The sequence below is a fragment of the Kitasatospora sp. MBT63 genome, from assembly GCF_000710465.2.
Taxonomy (GTDB): Bacteria; Actinomycetota; Actinomycetes; order Streptomycetales; family Streptomycetaceae; genus Kitasatospora.
In genome coordinates, this window is sequence record NZ_JAIZ01000059.1 from 1 (window position 1) to 18,276 (window position 18,276).

The window sequence follows — 18,276 nt, forward strand, 5'->3', positions numbered from 1 at the left end:
GGAGGCCCGGGGGTCCGGGGCGTCTCGGGGGCCGGGGGGTCCTGCGCGGCCCGGGGGCCCTGCGGGCCGGGCGACGGTTCGGGGGGAGTGTGCGGGAGGCCCGGCACGGCCGCGGCCGCCGTCGATCCGTGTCCGGCCCTGACTTTCAGCGGGCGTGCCTTCACCGCGAGTTGACGAGTGCCCAAGAGAATCGTTTCGCTTCCGGTCGTCCCAACCACACCTGGTCTGTCTCTGCTGACGCCTTCAGCAGAGTGGCACGCCCGAACAGCTCATCCGACAAGACGGACGAAGGCCGGACAACCGGCCCGCCCGCACGCTACGCTCGCCCGACCTATGGCCACCGTGCGCGCCGGGAAGGGCGCGCACGGTGACGGTTCACAGCTGTCGCAGCAGCATTCCGGGCTGCTCCACGCAGTCGGCGACGAAGCGCAGGAACCCGCCCGCCGTACCGCCGTCGCAGACCCGGTGGTCGAAGGTGAAGGACAGCTGGGTGACCTGGCGGACCGCCAGCTCCCCCTGGTGCACCCACGGCTTCGGGGTGATCCGGCCGACCCCCAGCATCGCCGCCTCCGGGTGGTTGAGGATCGGGGTCGAGCCGTCCACCCCGAACACGCCGTAGTTGTTCAGCGTGAAGGTCCCGCCGGTCAGCTCGGCCGGGGTCAGCGAGGAGGCCCGGGCCGCCTCGGTCAGCCGGGCCAGCTCGGCACCGAGCTGCTCGGTGCCCAGGGTGTGGGCGTCCCGCACCACCGGTACCACCAGGCCGCGTTCGCCCTGGGCGGCGAAGCCCAGGTGCACGGCGGCGTGCCGGCGGATCGCCGAACCGTCCGGCTCGACGCTGGAGTTGAGCTCCGGGAAGCGGGCCAGCGCCACCGTGCAGATCCGGGCCAGCAGCGCCAGCACACTGATCTTCGGTCCGGCGGCGCGGTTCAGCTGCGCGCGCAGCTCCATCAGGGCGGTGGCGTCCGCGTCGACCCAGCAGGTCGCGGCGGGGATCTCGTGGTGGCTGCGGGTGAGCTTCTCCGCGACGGTGCGGCGCAGGCCGCGCAGCGGGACGAGCTCGTCCTCGGCGGCGCCCGGCACCACGGCCGGGGCGGCCGCCGGCACGGCGGGCGCGGCGACCGCGCGGTCCACGTCGGCCCGCATGATCAGCCCGTCCGGGCCGCTGCCGGTGAGCGCGGCCAGGTCGACGCCGTGCTCCCGGGCCAGCCGCCGGACCAGCGGGGAGATCACCGCGACCACCGACGGCGCGGCGGTGGCGACCGCCACCGGTACGGCCGGAGCCGGAGCGATGACCGGAGCAGCGGCCGCGGCGGCGGGGCGGATCCGGCCGCGCCGGGCGCCCTTGGGCCCGTCGGCGACCCCGTACCCGACCAACGGGCGCTCGTCCGCGCCGCCGCCGGTCACCGGGGGTCCCTCCCCGGGCGAGACCGCGACGGTCACCAGCGGCGCGCCGACCGGCACCTCCTCGCCCACCTCGCCGAACCGGGCGGTGACCACGCCGCCGTACGGGCAGGGCACCTCCACCACGGCCTTGGCGGTCTCCACCTCGACCACCGGCTGGTCAACGGCGATGACCTCGCCGACCTCGACCATCCAGCGCACCACCTCGGCCCCGGTGAGACCTTCACCGAGGTCCGGCAGGGTGAACTCGCGTACCACGGGCATCACGTCAGTCCTCCCACTGCAGCCGGGCGACCGCGTCCAGGATCCGGTCCACCCCGGGCAGGTGGTGGTGCTCCAGCATCGGCGGCGGGAACGGGATGTCGAAACCGGTGACCCGCAGCACCGGCGCGGCCAGGTGGTGGAAGCACTTCTCGGTGACCCGGGCGGCGATCTCCGCGCCCGCCCCGCCGAAACCGCTCGCCTCGTGCACCACGACGGCCCGCCCGATCGAGCGGACCACCTCGCAGACGGTCTGCTCGTCGAACGGCACCAGGCTGCGCAGGTCCAGCACCGCGAGGTCCCAGCCCTCCGCCCGGGCCGCCTCGGCGGCCTCCAGGCAGACCGGCAGCGAGGGCCCGTAGGTGATCAGCACGGCGGAGCGGCCGGTGCGGCGCAGCACCGCCCTGCCGATCGGCTCGACCGGGAGCGCCGGGTCGAACTCGGTCTTGCCCCAGTAGAGCCGCTTGGGCTCCAGGAAGACCACCGGGTCGTCGGAGGCGATCGAGGCGCGCAGCAGCCCGTACGCGTCGGCGACGGTGGCCGGGGTGACCACGTGCAGGCCGGGGGTGTGGGTGTAGTAGGCCTCGGAGGAGTCGCTGTGGTGCTCGACGCCGCCGATGCCGCCGCCGTAGGGGATCCGGATGGTGATCGGCAGCGGGAGCCGGCCGGCCGTGCGGTTGCGCATCTTGGCGACGTGCGAGAACAGCTGCTCCATCGCCGGGTAGGCGAAGGCGTCGAACTGCATCTCGACCACCGGCCGCAGGCCGTACATGGCCATGCCGACGGCGGTGCCGAGGATGCCGGCCTCGGCGAGCGGGGTGTCCAGGCAGCGGTCGGCGCCGAACTCCTTGGTCAGGCCGTCGGTGATGCGGAAGACACCGCCGAGCTGTCCGACGTCCTCGCCGAGGACGTGGACCGCCGGGTCGGCCTGCATGGCGTCGCGCAGGGCCGAGTTGAGCGCCTGCGCCATGCTGGCCGTGCGGGCGCCGCGGACGGGGGTCGCGGTGGTCATCAGTGGTGCACCTCGGCCTCGGCCGCGAGTTCGGCGGCGAGCTGGTCGGCCTGCTCGCGCAGTTGGGGGGTGGGTTCGGCGTAGACGTGGGCGAACAGCGACATCGGGTCGAGCTGGGCGTCGGCGTGGAACTCGGCGCGCATCCGGGCGGCGAGGTCCTCGGCCTGGGCGGCGCAGTCGCGGACCAGCGCGTCGTCCAGCATCCCGGCGGCGGCCAGGTGGCGTTCCATCAGCAGGATCGGGTCGTGCTCGCGCCAGGCGGCGACCTCGTCGTCCTCGCGGTAGCGGGTGGCGTCGTCGGCGTTGGTGTGCGCCTCGATGCGGTAGGTGAGTGCCTCGATCAGGGTCGGGCCGCCGCCGGAGCGGGCCCGCTCGACGGCCTCGGTGAGGACGGCGTGCAGGGCGGGGGCGTCGTTGCCGTCGACCAGCCGGCCGGGGATGCCGTAGCCGACGGCCTTGTGGGCGAGGCTCGGCGCGGCGGACTGCTGGGTGAGCGGCACGGAGATGGCGTAGCCGTTGTTCTGCACCAGGAAGACCACCGGGGCGTTCAGCACGGCGGCGAAGTTCAGCGCCTCGTGGAAGTCGCCCTCGCTGGTGCCGCCGTCGCCGAGCATGGCGAGCGCGACCACCGGGTCGCCGGCCAGCCGGGCCGCGTGGGCGAGGCCGACGGCGTGCGGGGCCTGGGTGGCCAGCGGGGTGGCGAGCGGGGCGGTCCGGGTGGCCTTGGGGTCGTAGCCGGTGTGGGCGTTGCCGCGCAGCAGGGTGAGCGCTTCCAGCGGGTCGACGCCGCGGGAGACCACCGCGAGGGTGTCGCGGTAGCTGGGGAAGAGCCAGTCCTGCTCGCCGAGGGCCATCGCGGCGGCCACCTGGCAGGCCTCCTGGCCGGTGGAGGCCGGGTAGACGGCGAGCCGGCCCTGCTTGGTGAGGGTGGTGGCCTGCTGGTTGTAGCGGCGGCCGACCACCAGCCGGCGGTAGAGCTCGTGCAGCAGCTCGGGGTCGGTCTTCTCCAGCGCGGGGGTGCCGAGCACCCGGACCGGGGTGGCGTCGGGCAGCAGCGGCGCCGGATCGCTCCGGGGTCCGGTGGCGCCGGGCAGCCAGCCGGGGACGGCGGCCGGGTGTCTGTGATCGAGAACGGTCATCTCGGGCACCTCCAAGGGTCGGGGAGGGTGCTGCAGGGGCAGTGGTGATGCCGTGGTGCGGGTGCGGCGGGCGGCGGCACGGGGCGCCGTCGCTCCCTACCGATTGTTCGGTCGACTGGTCATTCTGGCCACAGTCGCGACAAGGTGGTGGACATTCGGCCTCAACCGGGGTCTCCTGGGATCAGCACGTCCAATCGGGGAGGGTAGGGGGCCATGTCGGCTGAACAGACGTCCAGACTCGACCGTGTCGACCGGTCGATCCTGCGGCTCCTGCAGCAGGACGGTCGCGCCTCCATCCGCTCGGTGGCCGAGCGGGTGCACGTGTCACGGGCGAACGCCTACGCCCGGATATCCAGGATGGTCGAGGACGGCATCATCCGCGGCTTCACCGCCCGGGTCGACCACGAACGGGCCGGGCAGGGGGCGTCCGCCTACATCACCCTGAAGATCGTCCAGAACTCCTGGCGGACGGTGCGCGAGCAGCTGCTCCAGCTGCCGGGGGTGGCGCACATCGCACTGGTCGGCGGCGAGTTCGACGTCCTGCTGCTGGTCCACACGGCCGACAACCGGACGCTGCGCGAGCTGGTGCTGAACCGGATCCAGTCCGTCCCGCAGGTGCTCACCACGCAGACCCTGCTGGTGTTCGAGGAGACCGACCAGGTCCCGCCGGACCCGGCACCGTAGCCCGACCCGCTGAACCGCCCCGGTCCGCCGCGGAGCTAGGCGCCCTGCGGGCGTGCTGCGCGGTCGGCGGCCCGCAGGCCGTCGAACGCGAGGTGGACCACCGCGTCGGCGACCCCGTCGGCGCTGCGGCTGCCCGGTCGGTACCACTCCACAATCGAGTTGATCATGCCGAACAGCAGCCGGGTGGCCAGCCTCGGCTCGACGTCGGAGCGCAGCGAACCCTCGGCCACGGCGGCGCGCAGCAGCTCGGCCACCCGGTGGTCGAAGTCGCGCCGGCGCTCCAGCGCCCACTGCTCGGTCCCGGTGTTGCCGCGCACCCGCAGCAGCAGTGTCACGTAGGGGAGTTCGGCGAGCAGGACCTCGGCGGTGCGGCGCACCACGTGCTCCAGCCGGTCCACCGAACGGCCGGTGGCCGCCGCGGGCTCCTCGAGGATGCCGAACAGGGCGTCCAGGGCCCGTCCGACGGCCAGCCTGAGCAGCTCCTCCTTGCCCCGGACGTGGTGGTAGATCGAGGACTTGGAGATGCCGGCCGCCCGCGACAGGTCCTCCATCGAGGTGCCGTCGTAGCCCCGCTCGTTGAAGACCTCCACCGTGACGGCGAGCAGCGAGTCGACGGTGTACGCGGTGCGGGTGGAGTTCTCGGCCATGTGCACGAGTATCCCCGGCGTCCGCGGGCCCGGGGAGCCGGGGCCGGGTCCTGGACGGGTCCTGGCGCGTGCGGTTCGGGTCAGAACTCCCGGGCCGGGTCGTCTGCGGAGTCGTCGGCGATGAAGTAGGTGGGCCGCCGCTGCACCGCGGTGTAGATCCGCCCGATGTACTCGCCGAGCAGGCCGACGCAGATGAGCTGCACCCCGCCGATGAACAGGATGCCGGTGAACAGCGAGGTCCAGCCCGGCACGGTGTGGCCGGCCAGGTAGGCGGTCATGGTGAAGACCAGCATCGCCAGGCAGGTGAAGAAGCTCACCACCCCCAGCCAGGTGGCGATCCGCAGCGGCGCCGCGGAGAAGCCGGTGACGCTGTCCAGCGCGAGCCGGACCATCTTGCTGAGCGGGTACTTGGTCTCGCCCGCCACCCGCTCGTCGCGGTGGTAGTGCACCTCCCCGCTGGGGAATCCCAGCCACGGCACCAGCAGGCGGTAGACCTGCTGCTGGTCGGGCAGCGACTTCAGGGCGTCGACGGCCTCCCGGCTGAGCAGCCGGAAGTCCCCGGCCTGGGCGGGCACCTGCTTGCCGGCCAGCCGTCGCATCAGCCAGTAGTAGGCGCCCGCGGTGCGGCGCTTGAAGCCGCTGTCGGTGCTGCGGTCGCCGCGGACGCCGTAGACCACGTCGAGCTGCCGGGTGCGGGCCAGCTCCAGCATCTCGGGGATCTTCTCGGGCGGGTCCTGGAGGTCGGCGTCGATGCTGGCGACGTACGCGCCGGCCGACCGGTGCAGGCCGGCGGTGAGGGCGGCCTGGTGGCCGCTGTTGCGGCGCAGCCTGATCACCCTCAGCTCGGGCCACGCGGCCCGGGCGTCCCGGAGCAGGGCCGGGGTCTTGTCGGAGCTGCCGTCGTCGACGGCGACCACCTCGTAGCGCACGCCGATGCCGTCGAGGACCGGCCGCAGCCGCTCGACCAGGGCGGGCAGCGCCTCCTGCTCGTTGAACATCGGCACGACCACGGAGAGTGTGACGGCGGGCGGCGGCACTGAAGTCATCGGACACTCCCGGTTCGGGGCCTCGGCCCGGCGGTGCTGGGAGTTTACCCGCGCCCTCCCGGACACCGGCAGGACGGATTGGTACGGACCACTGTTCGGCCTTGGGGGCGCACGGCACACTGGGGGATCATCTCCGGGTGACCACCAGCGGAAGTCAGGACCACATCCCCATGGACGTGATGGCCGAAGCGGACGTCGAGGGACCTCCGCACACCACCGGACCGGGCCCCGCCCCGGCCGGGCGCCCCGGGCGGCTGCGCGCCGGGGCCCGCGGCGCGGCGCGGGAGTACGGCCCGGCGCTGGCGCTGTACGGCGCGGTGAAGCTGATCGGCTTCGCGGTGTTCATGCGGTTGCTGGAGTGGTCCGGCGAGTACCTCACCAAGGACCCCCGGTTCGGCGGCGGCAGGCACCCGTGGGACGTGCTCGGCGGCTGGGACGGCTGGTGGTACCAGCAGGTGGCGCAGAACGGCTACCACCCGCACCTGGTGCCGCTGGTCGGCCAGGTCTGGTCGTACCAGCAGGACTCCTCGGCGTTCTTCCCGCTGTACCCCGGCCTGATCAAGATGGTCTCGGCGGTCACCGGCCTCGGCCTGTACGGCGCGGGGATGCTGGTCTCGGTGGTGGCGTCGTTCGTCGCGGCGGCGGGGATCTACCGGCTCACGGCGGCGCTGACCGACCGCCGCACCGGTGTGATCGCGGCGGCGCTGTGGGGCGTGTTCCCCGGCTCGGGGGCCGAGTGGGCGGTCTACTCGGACTCGCTGTTCGTCGCGCTGGCCGTCTGGGCCTGCTGGTTCGTGCTGGAGCGCAACTGGCTCGCGGCCGGGGTCACCACCTTCGTCGCCGGGCTCAACCGGCCGACCGCCGCAGCCCTGGTGGCCGCGCTCGGGGTGGCCGCGCTGCTCGCCCTGTACCGCCGCCGGGACGGCGTGCTCGGCCCGCTGGTGGCCGGGGCCGTCGCCCCGCTCGGCCTGTTCGGCTACATCGCCTGGGTCGGCTGGCAGATGGGCGACCTGACCGGCTACTTCAAGCTGCAGCGCGGCGGCTGGCTGCACTACTTCGACAGCGGCGCGCACACCCTGAAGGTCTTCGAGGGCGTGCTGCTCGGCCACAACAACTACCTGTTCGCCTACCCGACCGAGGACCTGATCGGTGTCCTGCTGGTGGTCACGCTGCCGATCCTGCTGACCCTGCTGGTCCGGCTGCGCCTGCCGGTCCACCTGCTCGTCTACACGGTGGTCACCATCGTCCTGGTGCTCGGCAGCCAGCAGATCTTCGGCAACACCTCCCGCTACCTGCTCCCCGCCTTCCCGCTGTTCATCCCGGTCGCGGTGGCCCTGCGCCGGCTGTCGCGCACCTCGCTGGCCGTGGTGCTCGGCACCGCGGCCGTCGCCTCCGGCTGGTACGCGGGCTACGTGCTGTTCGAGCTCGGCATCCCGTAGGCCGCGGGCGGGCGGGCGCTCCGGACGCAACCCCCCGGGGGGTCTTGCCCCGACCGATCGTTCGGTTACGCTGAGGTGTACCCTGCACCGCCTCACCGAGCCCGCCCCTATGAGGAGCGCACCATGGCTGCTGCGACCCCGACCCCTCCGGTCGCCGAACTGATCGAACGCCACCAGGAGACCCTCGACCGCGCCCTCGCCGCGATCGGGAGCCGCGACTACTGGTCCCCGTACCCGGAGTTCCCGAAGGCCTACGGCGAGAGCGGCCCGGCGGACGGCAAAGCCGCCTTCGAGGCCCGCCTCGGCCGGCTGTTCGAGATCGCGGGCCAGCCGGCCGGCGGCGACCCGGTGAGCGGCGAGGCCTCGCCGTACGGGATCGAGCTCGGCGTCAGCTACCCGCACGCGGACCCGGACGCGCTGATCGCCGCGCTGGAGGCGGCCCGCCCCGGCTGGGCGGCGGCCGGCCCGGCGGCCCGGGCGGCGGTCTGCCTGGAGATCCTGGCCCGGATCAACGCCCGCTCGCACGAGTTCGCGCACGCGGTGATGCACACCACCGGCCAGGCGTACGGGATGGCCTTCCAGGCCGGCGGCCCGCACGCCCAGGACCGCGGTCTGGAGGCCGTCGCCTACGCGTACGCCGAGCAGACCCGGCTGCCGCAGAGCGCGCCGTGGACCAAGCCGCAGGGCAAGCGCGACCCGCTCACCATGGTCAAGGAGTTCACCGTGGTGCCGCGCGGCCTGGCGCTGCTGATCGGCTGCAACACCTTCCCGACCTGGAACGGCTACCCGGGCCTGTTCGCCTCGCTGGCCACCGGCAACCCGGTCCTGGTCAAGCCGCACCCGCGGGCCGTGCTCCCGCTCGCGATGACCGTCGAGGTGGCCCGCGAGGTGCTCGCCGAGGCCGGCTTCGACCCCAACCTGGTGTGCCTGGCCGCCGAGCACGAGGGCGGCACGATCGCCAAGACGCTGGCCGTCCGCCCCGAGGTCAAGCTGATCGACTACACCGGCTCCACCGCCTTCGGCGACTGGCTGGAGGACAACGCCCGCCAGGCCCTGGTCTACACCGAGAAGGCCGGCCTCAACACGGTGGTGATCGACTCCACCGACAACTACCGCGGCATGCTCGGCAACCTGGCCTTCGCGCTGTCCCTCTACAGCGGCCAGATGTGCACCACCCCGCAGAACCTGCTGATCCCGCGCACCGGCATCCGCACCGACGAGGGCTCCAAGTCCTACGACGAGGTGGTCGCGGACCTCGCCGCCGCCGTCCAGGGCCTGCTGCGCGACGACGCCAAGGCCGCCGCGATCCTCGGCGCCGTGGTCAACCCGGGCGTGCTGGCCCGCACGGTCGCCGCGGCCGGCGGCGAGTACGGCGAGCCGGCGCTGGCCCCGCGGGTGGTGGAGTCGGCCGAGTTCCCCGGCGCGACCATCCGCACCCCCGCGCTGATCACGGTCGACGCGGACAAGCCGGACGACCGGGCGGCGTTCCTCGGCGAGTGCTTCGGCCCGGTGGCGTTCGCGGTCGCGGTGGACTCCACCGAGGCGGCGGTCGAGCTGCTGCGCCGCACCGTCAAGGAGCACGGCGCGATGACCGCCGGGGCGTACACGGTCTCCGAGGAGGTCGAGGCCGCGCTGGTCGACGCCTGCCTGGACGCCGGCGTCTCACTCTCGCTGAACCTCACCGGCGGGGTCTTCGTCAACCAGACCGCGGCCTTCTCCGACCTGCACGGCACCGGCGCCAACCCGGCGGCCAACGCGGCCTACTGCGACGGCGCCTTCGTCGCCAACCGGTTCCGCACCGTCGAGATCCGCCGGCACGTCTGACAACCGGTCCGGTGGCCCGCTCCCGGGGGGAGTCGGAGCGGGCCACCGGAGTTCTCGTGGCTGGGCGTCAGGACCGCCGGGCCCGGCGCGGGTTGAACACCCACACCCGCAGCAGCAGGAACCGCACCACCGTGGCGAGCGCGTTCGCCGCCACCAGCGCGGCCAGCTCCGCCGCGTGCGCCGACTGCGGCCGCAGCAGGTGCAGCAGCCCGATCGCGGCGCTGCTCAGCACCAGGCCCAGCAGGAATGCGATCCCGCCCTCCACCTGGTGTTTCAGGGCGTCCCGGCGGCCGGTGACGCCGAACGTGAAACGCCGGTTGGCCGCCGTGTTGACCACCGCCGTCACCCCCAGGGCCAGCGCGTTGGCGAACAGCGCCGGCACCGCCTGGCGCAGCATCAGGAACAGCAGCACGTAGGCCAGCGTGGACAGGGTCCCGATCACCGCGAAGCTCGCCAGCTGCCAGCCGAGGCCCGGCGGCAGCTGCGCCTGCCGGACCCGCTCAGGCAGCTCCACCCGGCCGGTGCCGGCCAGCGAGCGGCGGGCCACCCGGGCCATCCCCCGCAGGTCGTCCAGCGCGGTGCGGACGATGTCCACCCGGCTGTCCGGGTCGTCCACCCAGTCCACCGGCACCTCGTGGATCCGCAGGCCGGACCGTTCGGCCAGCAGCAGCAGCTCGGTGTCGAAGAACCAGGCGTTGTCCTCCACCTCCTCCAGCAGCCGCCGGACCACCTCGGTGCGCCCGGCCTTGAACCCGCACTGCGCGTCCGAGAACTTGGCCGCCATGGTGGCCCGCAGCAGCAGGTTGTAGGTGCGCGAGATGAACTCCCGTTTGGGGCCGCGCACCACCGCCGAGCCGCGGTGCAGCCGGCTGCCGATGGCCAGGTCGCTGTGGCCGGACAGCAGCGGCGCGACCAGCGGCAGGAACGCCTCCAGGCCGGTCGACAGGTCGACGTCCATGTAGGCCACCACGTCGGCCTCGCTGGCGCCCCAGACCTGGCGCAGCGCCCGGCCGCGGCCCTTGAGGTCCAGGTGGACGGCGTTCACCCGGGGGAACTCGGCGGCCAGCGCGGTGGCCACCGCCCAGGTGCCGTCGGTGCTGGCGTTGTCGGCGACGGTGATCCGGTACGGGTAGGGGAAGGTCTCGTCGAGGTAGGCGTGCAGGCGGCGGACGCACCGCTCGACGGTGTGCTCCTCGTTGAAGACGGGGACGACCACCTCGACGGTGCCCACGCGCGGCTTGCGCCGGTCCGTGGACGCCGGATCGACCAGGGCCGTGCCGTGCGTCAGGGGCTGAGTCATGGGAAGGACATTCACAGCCCCGGATGGGGCCGCGATGATGGGAGGCTGAGAGCACCCTGAGAAGCCGGACCGCGCCGCCCGCCCCGTCGCACCGCGTTCCGACGCGCAGCCCCGAAGTGCCGTGCCGACCACCGGGAGATGGCCCATGTCAGACAATCAGATCGGCTCCGACGTGCTGGTCGTGGGAGCCGGCCCGACCGGCCTCCTGCTGGCCGGCGACCTCGCCGCGGCCGGGCTGCGGGTGACGGTGCTGGAGAAGCGCGACACCGAGTCGAACCTGACCCGGGCCTTCGCCGTGCACGCCCGCACCCTGGAGCTGCTGGACGCCCGCGCTCTGGCCGACGACCTGGTGGCGACCGGGACGGCGCTGCGCTCGCTGCGGCTGTTCGGCCGGCTGCGGATCGAGCTGGGGCAGCTGCGCAGCCGCTTCCCGTTCGTGCTGATCACCCCGCAGTCCAACACCGAACGCCTGCTCCAGGAGCGGGCGTCGAAGGCCGGTGCGACGATCCTGCGGGGCGCCGAGGTGACGGGGCTGCGGCAGGACGGCCGGTCGGTGACGGTGACCTGCCGCCGGGGCGGCGCCGACGGGCCGCTGGAGGAGCACCGGGCGCGGTACGTGGTCGGCGCGGACGGTGTGCGCAGCGCCGTCCGGGACCTGCTGGGCATCCCGTTCCCCGGTGAGTCGGTGGTGGACTCGGTGCTGCTGGCCGACGTCCGGCTGGAGCGTGAGCCCGAGGAGGTGCTGACGGTCGGTGCCACCGAGGCGGGGTTCGCCTTCCTGGTGCCGTTCGGCGACGGCTGGTACCGGGTGATCGCCTGGGACCGGCACCGGCGCGTGCGGGACGACGCCCGGCCCGACCTGTCCGAGCTGGCCGAGCTCACCCGTACGGTGCTCGGGCAGGACCTCGGTCTGCACGACGCGCGCTGGCTGTCGCGCTTCCACAGCGACGAACGCCAGGTGCCCAGCTACCGTTCGGGCCGGGTCTTCCTGGCCGGGGACGCGGCGCACTGCCACTCCCCGGCCGGCGGCCAGGGCATGAACACCGGCCTGCAGGACGCCGCCAACCTGAGCTGGAAGCTGGTCGCGGCCTGCCGGGGCGAGGCCACCGACGCCCTGCTGGACAGCTACCAGCAGGAGCGCCACCCGGTCGGCCGGGCGGTGCTGCGCAGCTCGGGCGCGCTGATCCGGGCCGCGCTCGCGCAGTCCGCGCCGACCCGGGCGCTGCGGTCGGTGGTGGTCTCGGCGGCCGACCGGCTCGGCCCGCTGGCCCGGCTCGGCGCCCGGCAGGTGTCCGGCCTGGCGATCCGTTACCCGGCGCCGGCCGACGCGCACCCGCTGGCCGGGCGGCGGGTACCTGACCTGCGGCTGGCGGTGGACCGGCCGGGCGGTCCGGCGCGGCTGTACGAGGCGCTGCGGGCCGGCCGGGCGGTGCTGGTCGCCAACGACGAGCTGCCGGTGGCCGGGCCGTGGGCGCAGCGGCTGGTGACTGCGGCCCCGGCCGACCCGCACGGCAAGCTGCGGGACACCGTGCTGCTGGTGCGGCCGGACGGCTACGCGGCCTGGGCGGCCGTCGACCCGACCGAGGGGGAGCTGCGGGCGGCCCTGACCGAGTGGCTGGGCAGCGCGTCCGAGTAGCGTTCCCCCACCGGTCAGCGGGTGGCCTTCTCGTAGTGTCTGGCGGCTTTCGCCCGATTTCCGCAGACGGCCATCGAGCACCACCGGCGGCGGCCGTTCTGGGATGTGTCGAAAAAGTGAAGAATGCAGTTGGGGTGGGCGCAGGCCTTGATGCGGTGCGCGCCCCGGCCGAGGAGTTCGAGGTAATTGTCGGCGGCGAGCCAGGCGGCCAGCCACTGCTCGCCGTCCACCTCGACGCGCTGCTCGGGGCCGTCCGGGGTCAGGCTGTGGCGCAGCCGGCCGCGGGCGAGGATCGCGTTGAGCGCCCGCGGGTCGGCGGGCCGGCCGGCCGCGGCGTCGTCGAGGAGCGACTGCAGCGCGTCGCGGGTGGCCCGGACGGCGTCGAGGCCCTGCTGGTCGGCGGGGCAGCGCCCGGCGAGGCAGTTGGAGGCGAGCCAGGTACGGTAGCCGTCGAGGTCGGTGAGCAGGTCGTTGACGGGGGTGCCGGCCCAGCGCGTGTTGAGCAGATCGAGCGAGAGCGGTTCGCCGGTCAGCGGGCGCGGGTCGCGGGGGTCAGCCATGGGGCCGAGTGTAACTCCGTTCTCCTCGGGCGCTATTCACTGTATTCATCGGCACCCATTCTGTTCATGAATTCGCCGTCCACACTTGACTGTTCTTTAGTAAGCAATTGCCGGGCCATGGGCCTATTCACTCGAATTCTCTGCGAGGGTCTGGAAAGCGTTTTCGAACCCGGAACGCCCCACACTTTCCGGAGGAGCCCGTGCGACCCCGCTCGCTCGCCCTTTCCGCGGCTATCGCCGTCCTGCCGCTCACCGCCTTCTCCTTGGGCGTCTCCACCGCCCAGGCCGCGCCGGTCCCCAACGCCAGCGCCCGCGTGTCCCTGCCCAACACCGTCACCCCCGCGGTGGCCCGCTCGCAGAAGCAGGGCGACGTCCCCGCCGCGCAGCAGCTCTCGGTGTCGGTCAGCCTCAAGCTGCGCAACACCGCCGGCCTGGACCGCTTCCTGGCCGCGGTGGCCACCCCGGGCACCCCGGAGTACGGCCACTACCTGACGCCGGAGCAGTTCACCGCCGCCTACGGCCCGACCCAGGCCGACGTGGAGCAGGTCCGCGCGTTCCTGACCTCGCAGGGCCTGTCCGTCTCCTCGGTCAGCGCCAACCGCCAGGTGGTCAACGCCCAGGGCACCGCCGACCAGCTGGCCAAGGCCTTCGGCACCCACGAGAGCTCCTACACCGACCCGACCCAGGGCGGCCGGACCTTCTTCGCCAACGACTCCGCCGCCTCGGTGCCGGCCGCGCTGGTCGGCGTGGTCGACGGCGTGCTCGGCCTGAACAACCACACCGTGCGCAAGGCCCAGCTGGCCAAGCCGAACGGCTCGACCCCGAAGGCCGCGCCCAGCGGCTTCGGCCCGGCGCAGTACGACGGCGCCTACAACCTGGGCAAGGTCGGCGCCGACGGTACCGGGGTGACCGTCGCGCTCTGGGAGTTCGACGGCTACCAGTCCTCGAACCTGACCACCTACGACGGCCAGTACGGCCTGTCCGGCCCGGCGGTCTCCACCGTCTCGGTGGACGGCGCGAGCTACGACAGCAAGCCGGGCGAGGGCCAGGGCGAGGTCGAGCTGGACAGCGAGATCGTCCGCGGCGTCGCCCCGAAGGCCACCCAGCTGGTCTACGAGGCCCCCAACAGCGACCAGGGCGAGATCGACATGGCCGCCAAGATCGTGGCGGACAACCGGGCCTCGGTCATCTCGATCTCCTGGGGCTCCTGCGAGCCGGACACCACCGCGGCCTCGATGACCGCGGTGAACAACTCCTTCAAGCAGGCCGCCGCCCAGGGCATATCGATCTTCTCGGCCTCCGGTGACGACGGCTCGCGCGACTGCACCCGCTCGGACAGCGGCTCGAGCGTCAAGGCGGTCGACTTCCCGGCGTCCAGCCCGTACAACACCGGCGTCGGCGGCACCAACCTCAAGGTGAGCGGCAACGCCTACTCCTCGGAGAGCGCCTGGTCCACCGCGGGCGGCGGCGTCTCCACCCAGTTCGCCAAGCCGTCCTGGCAGACCGGCACCGGGGTGAGCGGCACCATGCGCACCGTCCCGGACGTCTCCTCCAACGCCGACCCGGCCAGCGGCTTCGCGATCTACACGGTCGGCGGCTGGCAGACCTACGGCGGCACCTCGGCGGCCGCGCCGCTGTGGTCCGGCTACACCGCGCTGTACAACCAGAAGGCCAAGGCGGCCGGCCAGGCGGTGCTCGGCGAGGCCAACCCCAAGCTCTACGCGCTGGCCAACTCCAGCAGCTACGGCTCGGTCTTCCACGACGTCACCTCCGGCAAGAACCAGGACTTCTCCACCAAGCCCGGCTACGACCAGGTCACCGGCTGGGGCACCCCGGTCGCCGACCAGCTGACCAGCGCGCTGCTCGGCGGCGGCACCACCACCCCGCCCACCGGCGGCTGCACGGCCGCCCAGCTGATCGGCAACGGCGGCTTCGAGACCGGCACCGCGGCCCCGTGGACCGCCTCCAGCGGCGTGGTCGACAACGCCTCCGGCGAGGCCGCGCACGCGGGCTCCTGGAAGGCGTGGATGGACGGCTACGGCTCCTCGCACACCGACACCCTGTCGCAGACCGTGTCGATCCCGGCCGGCTGCAAGGCCTCGTTCAGCTTCTGGGTGCACATCGACACCGCGGAGACCGGTTCGACCGCGTACGACAAGCTGACCGTCCAGGCCGGTTCGACCACGCTGGCGACGTACTCCAACGCCAACGCGGCCACCGGGTTCGTGCAGAAGACCTTCGACCTGTCGGCCTTCGCCGGGCAGACCGTGACGCTGAAGTTCACCGGCGTCGAGGACTCCTCGCTGAAGACCAGCTTCGTTGTCGACGACGCCACGCTGAGCATTTCCTGACTTTCGCTCATCGGGTCAATGTGGTTTAGACCTCAGCACCTGCCCGGACCTGCGAGGGTCCGGGCAGGTACTGTTGTTTCCACAATGTTTCAAGATCGATTGATTTTCCGATTCCTTGTCGTGACCACTGTCATATGTCCAAGTTGATGACGTAACCTCTGGCCGTGCGTAGGGTTCCCACAGCTCGGTGGCACAACTCCCGGCGCAGGTGCGCGCCGGGCTGAACCCGCCGAACTCACCTGGTGGGGAAGGTGTCGGGATGGGCTCACAGCAACCGCAGCAGGCCGGTCGCCTCCGGCTGGTAGGCCGACGGGACAACGGGGCGGCAGCCCCGCCCGGCCCGGCACCGGCCGTCCCGGGGCAGCCGGCCCCCAGAACGCCGCCCGCCGCCCCGCCGAGCGGCTTCGCCGAGACCCTCAACCTCGCGATCGAGGCCAGCGGCCTCAGCCTCGACCGGATCCGGGCCGCCCTCGCCAAACAGGGCGTCAGGGTCAGTGTCACCACGCTCAGTTACTGGCGCCGCGGGCGCAGCCAGCCCGAACGGGCCACCTCACTGCGCGCCGTCCTGCTGCTGGAACAGCTGCTCGGACTGCCCACGGACGCGCTCACCGCGCAGCTCGGCCCGCCCCGGCCGCGCGGGCGCTGGGTCACCCCCGTCTGCCCGGACGCCCTGCGGGTGGAGGACGTCTGGCCCGGCGAGCAGGAGATCAGCGAGGTCTTCGTGGAGCTCGACGCGCCGCCCACCGGACAGCTGGAGCGGCTGTCCATCCACGACTCCTACTTCGTCGACGCCGGCCGGCGCGGCTACCTGCTGCGGATGCGCCAGGTGGTCCGGGCGACGGTGGCCGACGTGGCCCGCCTGGTGGTGGTGCACAAGGCGGACGAGGGCGCGGCCGGCTGCCCGGAGATCACCTCGGTGCGGCACGCCCGGCTCGGCCGGGTCCGGCGCCGTCCGGACAACGGCCTGCTGGTCGCCGAGCTGCTGCTGGACCGGCCGCTCGGCCTCGGCGACTCCACCGTCTTCGAGTACGAGGTGGCGATCCCCGACACCGGGCCGACCACCGACTACGGGCGGTTCTTCGCCGCGCCGGTGCGGGAGTACGTGCTGCAGGTGCACTTCGACCCGGCCGCGGTACCGGCGCACTGCGAGCGCTTCGACCGCGATCCGGGCGCCGAGGTGGACCGCCATCACCAGCAGCTGTGGATCGGCGCCTCGGCCAGCGCCCACGTGCTCTCGCCGGACCAGCAGCCCGGGCAGGTGGGGATCCGCTGGCAGTGGGAGTGACCCTCTAACCGGTAGACAACTCCAGAACGGTTTGACGCCCGCCCGGACTAACCCCTACTGTCATCAGTAATGGTTAGCACGGTCGAGCCGACCCGTCCTGGGAGTGTGTCCGCATGTCCGGTACCGCCGCACCCGTCCTCCCCACCCTGCAGACCGGTCACATCGGTCTCAACGTCACCGACCTCGACCGCTCCTGCGCCTTCTACCGGCGGCTGCTGGGCCTGGAGGTGACCGCCGAGGGCACCGACCCCGAGCGCCGGTACGCCATGCTCGGCCGGGACGGCCGACTGGTCCTGACGCTCTGGCAGCAGTCCGCCGGCGGCTTCGAGACGGCCCGCCCCGGGCTGCACCACCTCTCGTTCCAGGTCGACTCGCCGGACGAGGTCCGGGCCGCCGAGCGGACCCTGCGGGAGCTGGGCGCGGCGTTCGCCCACGACGGCGTGGTGCCGCACCGCGAGGGCTCGGCCTCCGGCGGGGTGTTCTTCACCGACCCCGACGGCATCCGGCTGGAGATCTACACCCCCGCGGGCATCGCCGACACCGCCGCCGAGGCACCCCACGGCACCGCCCCGACCTGCGGGTTCTTCTAATGACCGGGCCCGGGGCGCGCTACCACCGGGGCGAGCGGGCCGTCCAGCGCCGCACCGGGCAGCTGGAGCGGGCCGACCACGTGGGGCGGTCCATCGGCGCAGCCATCCCCCCGGTGGCCGCCCGGTTCCTCACCGAGCGCCGCACCCTGGTGGTGGGCGCCGCCGACCGCGCGGGCCGGCTCTGGGCGACCACGCTGAGCGGCCCGGCGGGCTTCCTGCGGGCCCCCGACGAGCACACCCTGGCCGTCGCCGCCGGTCCGGTGGCCGGGGACCCGCTGGCCGAGGCACTGGCCGGCGGCGCCGAGGTCGGCACCATCGCGCTCGACCCGGCCGGACGGCGCCGGATGCGGGTCAACGGGCGCGCCGTACCGGACGGCCGGGGCGGCCTGCTGATCGCCGCCGAGCAGGTGTACGCCAACTGCCCGAAGCACATCCGGCGCCGCAGCCCGCACGACGCGCCCGCCAAGGCGGCCGCCGCCACCACCGGCACCGCCCTGACGCTCCCCCAGCAGCTGGCGGTGGGCTGCGCCGACACCTTCTTCGTGGCCACCGCCGACCCGGACGGCAAGGTCGACGCCTCGCACCGCGGCGGCGCCCCCGGCGTGCTCACCGTGCACGCCCCCGACCGGCTGAGCTGGCCCGAATTCCCGGGCAACACCATGTTCATGACCCTGGGGAACCTGGAGCTGAACCCCGCCGCGGGCCTGCTGGTCCCCGACTGGGAGACCGGCGCCGCACTCCTGCTGACCGGCCGCGCCACCGTCGACTGGGCCGACCCCGACGCCCCGGTCGTCCACTACACGGTCACCGCGGTGGTCCACCTCGCCCACGCCACCCCACTGACCTGGACCGATCACTGAGGCCCACCGCCGGACCCCCAGGGCGATGACCTATTTGTTATATCTTCAGGTGATATTCCCTCAATCCGGCGTGGAATGAATGCCCACTCCCCACGACGGAAGGGCAGGCTCACCGTGCTGATCGAGTTCACCGAGGCCCCGCCGGACGACGGCTGCGCCTGCCGGGGCTGTGGCGCCCGCCGGCTCGCCCGGCTGCACGCCGCCCGGACCGAGGACGGCGGCCACCCCGCCGCCCGGGGCG

The 18,276-nt window shown here is 73.3% G+C and carries 15 protein-coding genes; 8 read left to right on the top strand and 7 right to left on the bottom strand.

All coding sequences use genetic code 11. From position 1 onward, the window contains the following. Positions 1-375 precede the first annotated feature (375 nt). Genes AA75_RS03910 through pdhA form a run of 3 tightly spaced genes read right to left on the bottom strand, consistent with a single transcriptional unit; the run spans position 376 to position 3,822 of the window. Entirely contained in the window at positions 376-1,665 is a 1,290-nt protein-coding gene (locus tag AA75_RS03910) for a dihydrolipoamide acetyltransferase family protein (protein ID WP_033818313.1), read from the bottom strand. 4 nt (positions 1,666-1,669) lie between these two features. Continuing rightward, positions 1,670-2,674: an alpha-ketoacid dehydrogenase subunit beta gene (locus AA75_RS03915; RefSeq protein ID WP_033818303.1), complete on the bottom strand. Its 1,005-nt coding sequence runs from the start codon at positions 2,672-2,674 to the stop codon at positions 1,670-1,672. Continuing rightward, positions 2,674-3,822 carry a pyruvate dehydrogenase (acetyl-transferring) E1 component subunit alpha gene (gene pdhA / locus AA75_RS03920; RefSeq protein ID WP_233288918.1) on the bottom strand — a complete coding sequence of 383 codons (1,149 nt, stop codon included), beginning with the start codon at positions 3,820-3,822 and terminating at the stop codon, positions 2,674-2,676. Before pdhA ends, AA75_RS03915 begins: the two co-directional genes overlap by 1 nt. A 204-nt stretch (positions 3,823-4,026) precedes the next feature. Between pdhA and AA75_RS03925 the strand changes: the two genes are divergently transcribed. Beyond that, positions 4,027-4,497: an Lrp/AsnC family transcriptional regulator gene (locus AA75_RS03925; protein WP_033818305.1), complete on the top strand. Its 471-nt coding sequence runs from the start codon at positions 4,027-4,029 to the stop codon at positions 4,495-4,497. A 35-nt stretch (positions 4,498-4,532) separates the two neighbouring features. On the opposite strand, the gene AA75_RS03930 is transcribed toward AA75_RS03925, so the two are convergent. Both AA75_RS03930 and AA75_RS03935 read right to left on the bottom strand, forming a co-directional pair. Then, the gene (locus tag AA75_RS03930; RefSeq protein ID WP_149037923.1) at positions 4,533-5,144 is read right to left on the bottom strand and encodes a TetR/AcrR family transcriptional regulator; all 612 of its coding nucleotides are present in this window, start codon (positions 5,142-5,144) and stop codon (positions 4,533-4,535) included. Between the two features lie 80 nt (positions 5,145-5,224). Beyond that, a complete protein-coding gene (locus AA75_RS03935; protein ID WP_033818307.1) occupies positions 5,225-6,190 on the bottom strand; it encodes a glycosyltransferase family 2 protein in 966 nt (321 codons plus the stop codon). A 137-nt stretch (positions 6,191-6,327) separates the two neighbouring features. On the opposite strand from AA75_RS03935, the gene AA75_RS03940 reads away from it, so the two are divergent. After that, positions 6,328-7,629 carry a glycosyltransferase family 39 protein gene (locus AA75_RS03940; RefSeq protein WP_233288917.1) on the top strand — a complete coding sequence of 434 codons (1,302 nt, stop codon included), beginning with the start codon at positions 6,328-6,330 and terminating at the stop codon, positions 7,627-7,629. A gap of 123 nt (positions 7,630-7,752) precedes the next feature. After that, positions 7,753-9,453: a phenylacetic acid degradation protein PaaN gene (paaN, locus tag AA75_RS03945; protein WP_033818308.1), complete on the top strand. Its 1,701-nt coding sequence runs from the start codon at positions 7,753-7,755 to the stop codon at positions 9,451-9,453. A 67-nt stretch (positions 9,454-9,520) separates the two neighbouring features. On the opposite strand, the gene AA75_RS03950 is transcribed toward paaN, so the two are convergent. Then, complete coding sequence (locus AA75_RS03950; RefSeq protein ID WP_082526230.1) at positions 9,521-10,753, bottom strand: bifunctional glycosyltransferase family 2/GtrA family protein; 1,233 nt, start codon at positions 10,751-10,753, stop codon at positions 9,521-9,523. A 145-nt stretch (positions 10,754-10,898) separates the two neighbouring features. Here AA75_RS03950 and AA75_RS03955 point away from each other — a divergent pair, with 145 nt between their 5' ends. Next, positions 10,899-12,389, top strand: a complete 1,491-nt coding sequence (locus tag AA75_RS03955) for an FAD-dependent monooxygenase (protein ID WP_033818309.1) — start codon at positions 10,899-10,901, stop codon at positions 12,387-12,389. A 14-nt stretch (positions 12,390-12,403) separates the two neighbouring features. On the opposite strand, the gene AA75_RS03960 is transcribed toward AA75_RS03955, so the two are convergent. After that, positions 12,404-12,949 (bottom strand): CGNR zinc finger domain-containing protein, encoded by a 546-nt coding sequence (locus AA75_RS03960; RefSeq protein WP_033818310.1) that lies wholly within the window; start codon positions 12,947-12,949, stop codon positions 12,404-12,406. Positions 12,950-13,149: 200 nt separating this feature from the next. Here AA75_RS03960 and AA75_RS03965 point away from each other — a divergent pair, with 200 nt between their 5' ends. The 4 genes from AA75_RS03965 to AA75_RS03980 all read left to right on the top strand — a co-directional run bounded on the left by AA75_RS03965 (position 13,150) and on the right by AA75_RS03980 (position 18,035). Beyond that, a complete protein-coding gene (locus tag AA75_RS03965) occupies positions 13,150-15,300 on the top strand; it encodes a protease pro-enzyme activation domain-containing protein (protein ID WP_051811783.1) in 2,151 nt (716 codons plus the stop codon). 259 nt (positions 15,301-15,559) lie between these two features. Continuing rightward, positions 15,560-16,585, top strand: coding sequence for a hypothetical protein (locus tag AA75_RS03970; protein WP_082526232.1), 1,026 nt, complete (start codon positions 15,560-15,562; stop codon positions 16,583-16,585). 113 nt (positions 16,586-16,698) lie between these two features. Then, complete coding sequence (locus tag AA75_RS03975; protein WP_033818311.1) at positions 16,699-17,175, top strand: VOC family protein; 477 nt, start codon at positions 16,699-16,701, stop codon at positions 17,173-17,175. Continuing rightward, positions 17,175-18,035, top strand: coding sequence for a pyridoxamine 5'-phosphate oxidase family protein (locus AA75_RS03980; RefSeq protein WP_033818312.1), 861 nt, complete (start codon positions 17,175-17,177; stop codon positions 18,033-18,035). Before AA75_RS03975 ends, AA75_RS03980 begins: the two co-directional genes overlap by 1 nt. The last annotated feature ends 241 nt before the right edge of the window (positions 18,036-18,276 follow it).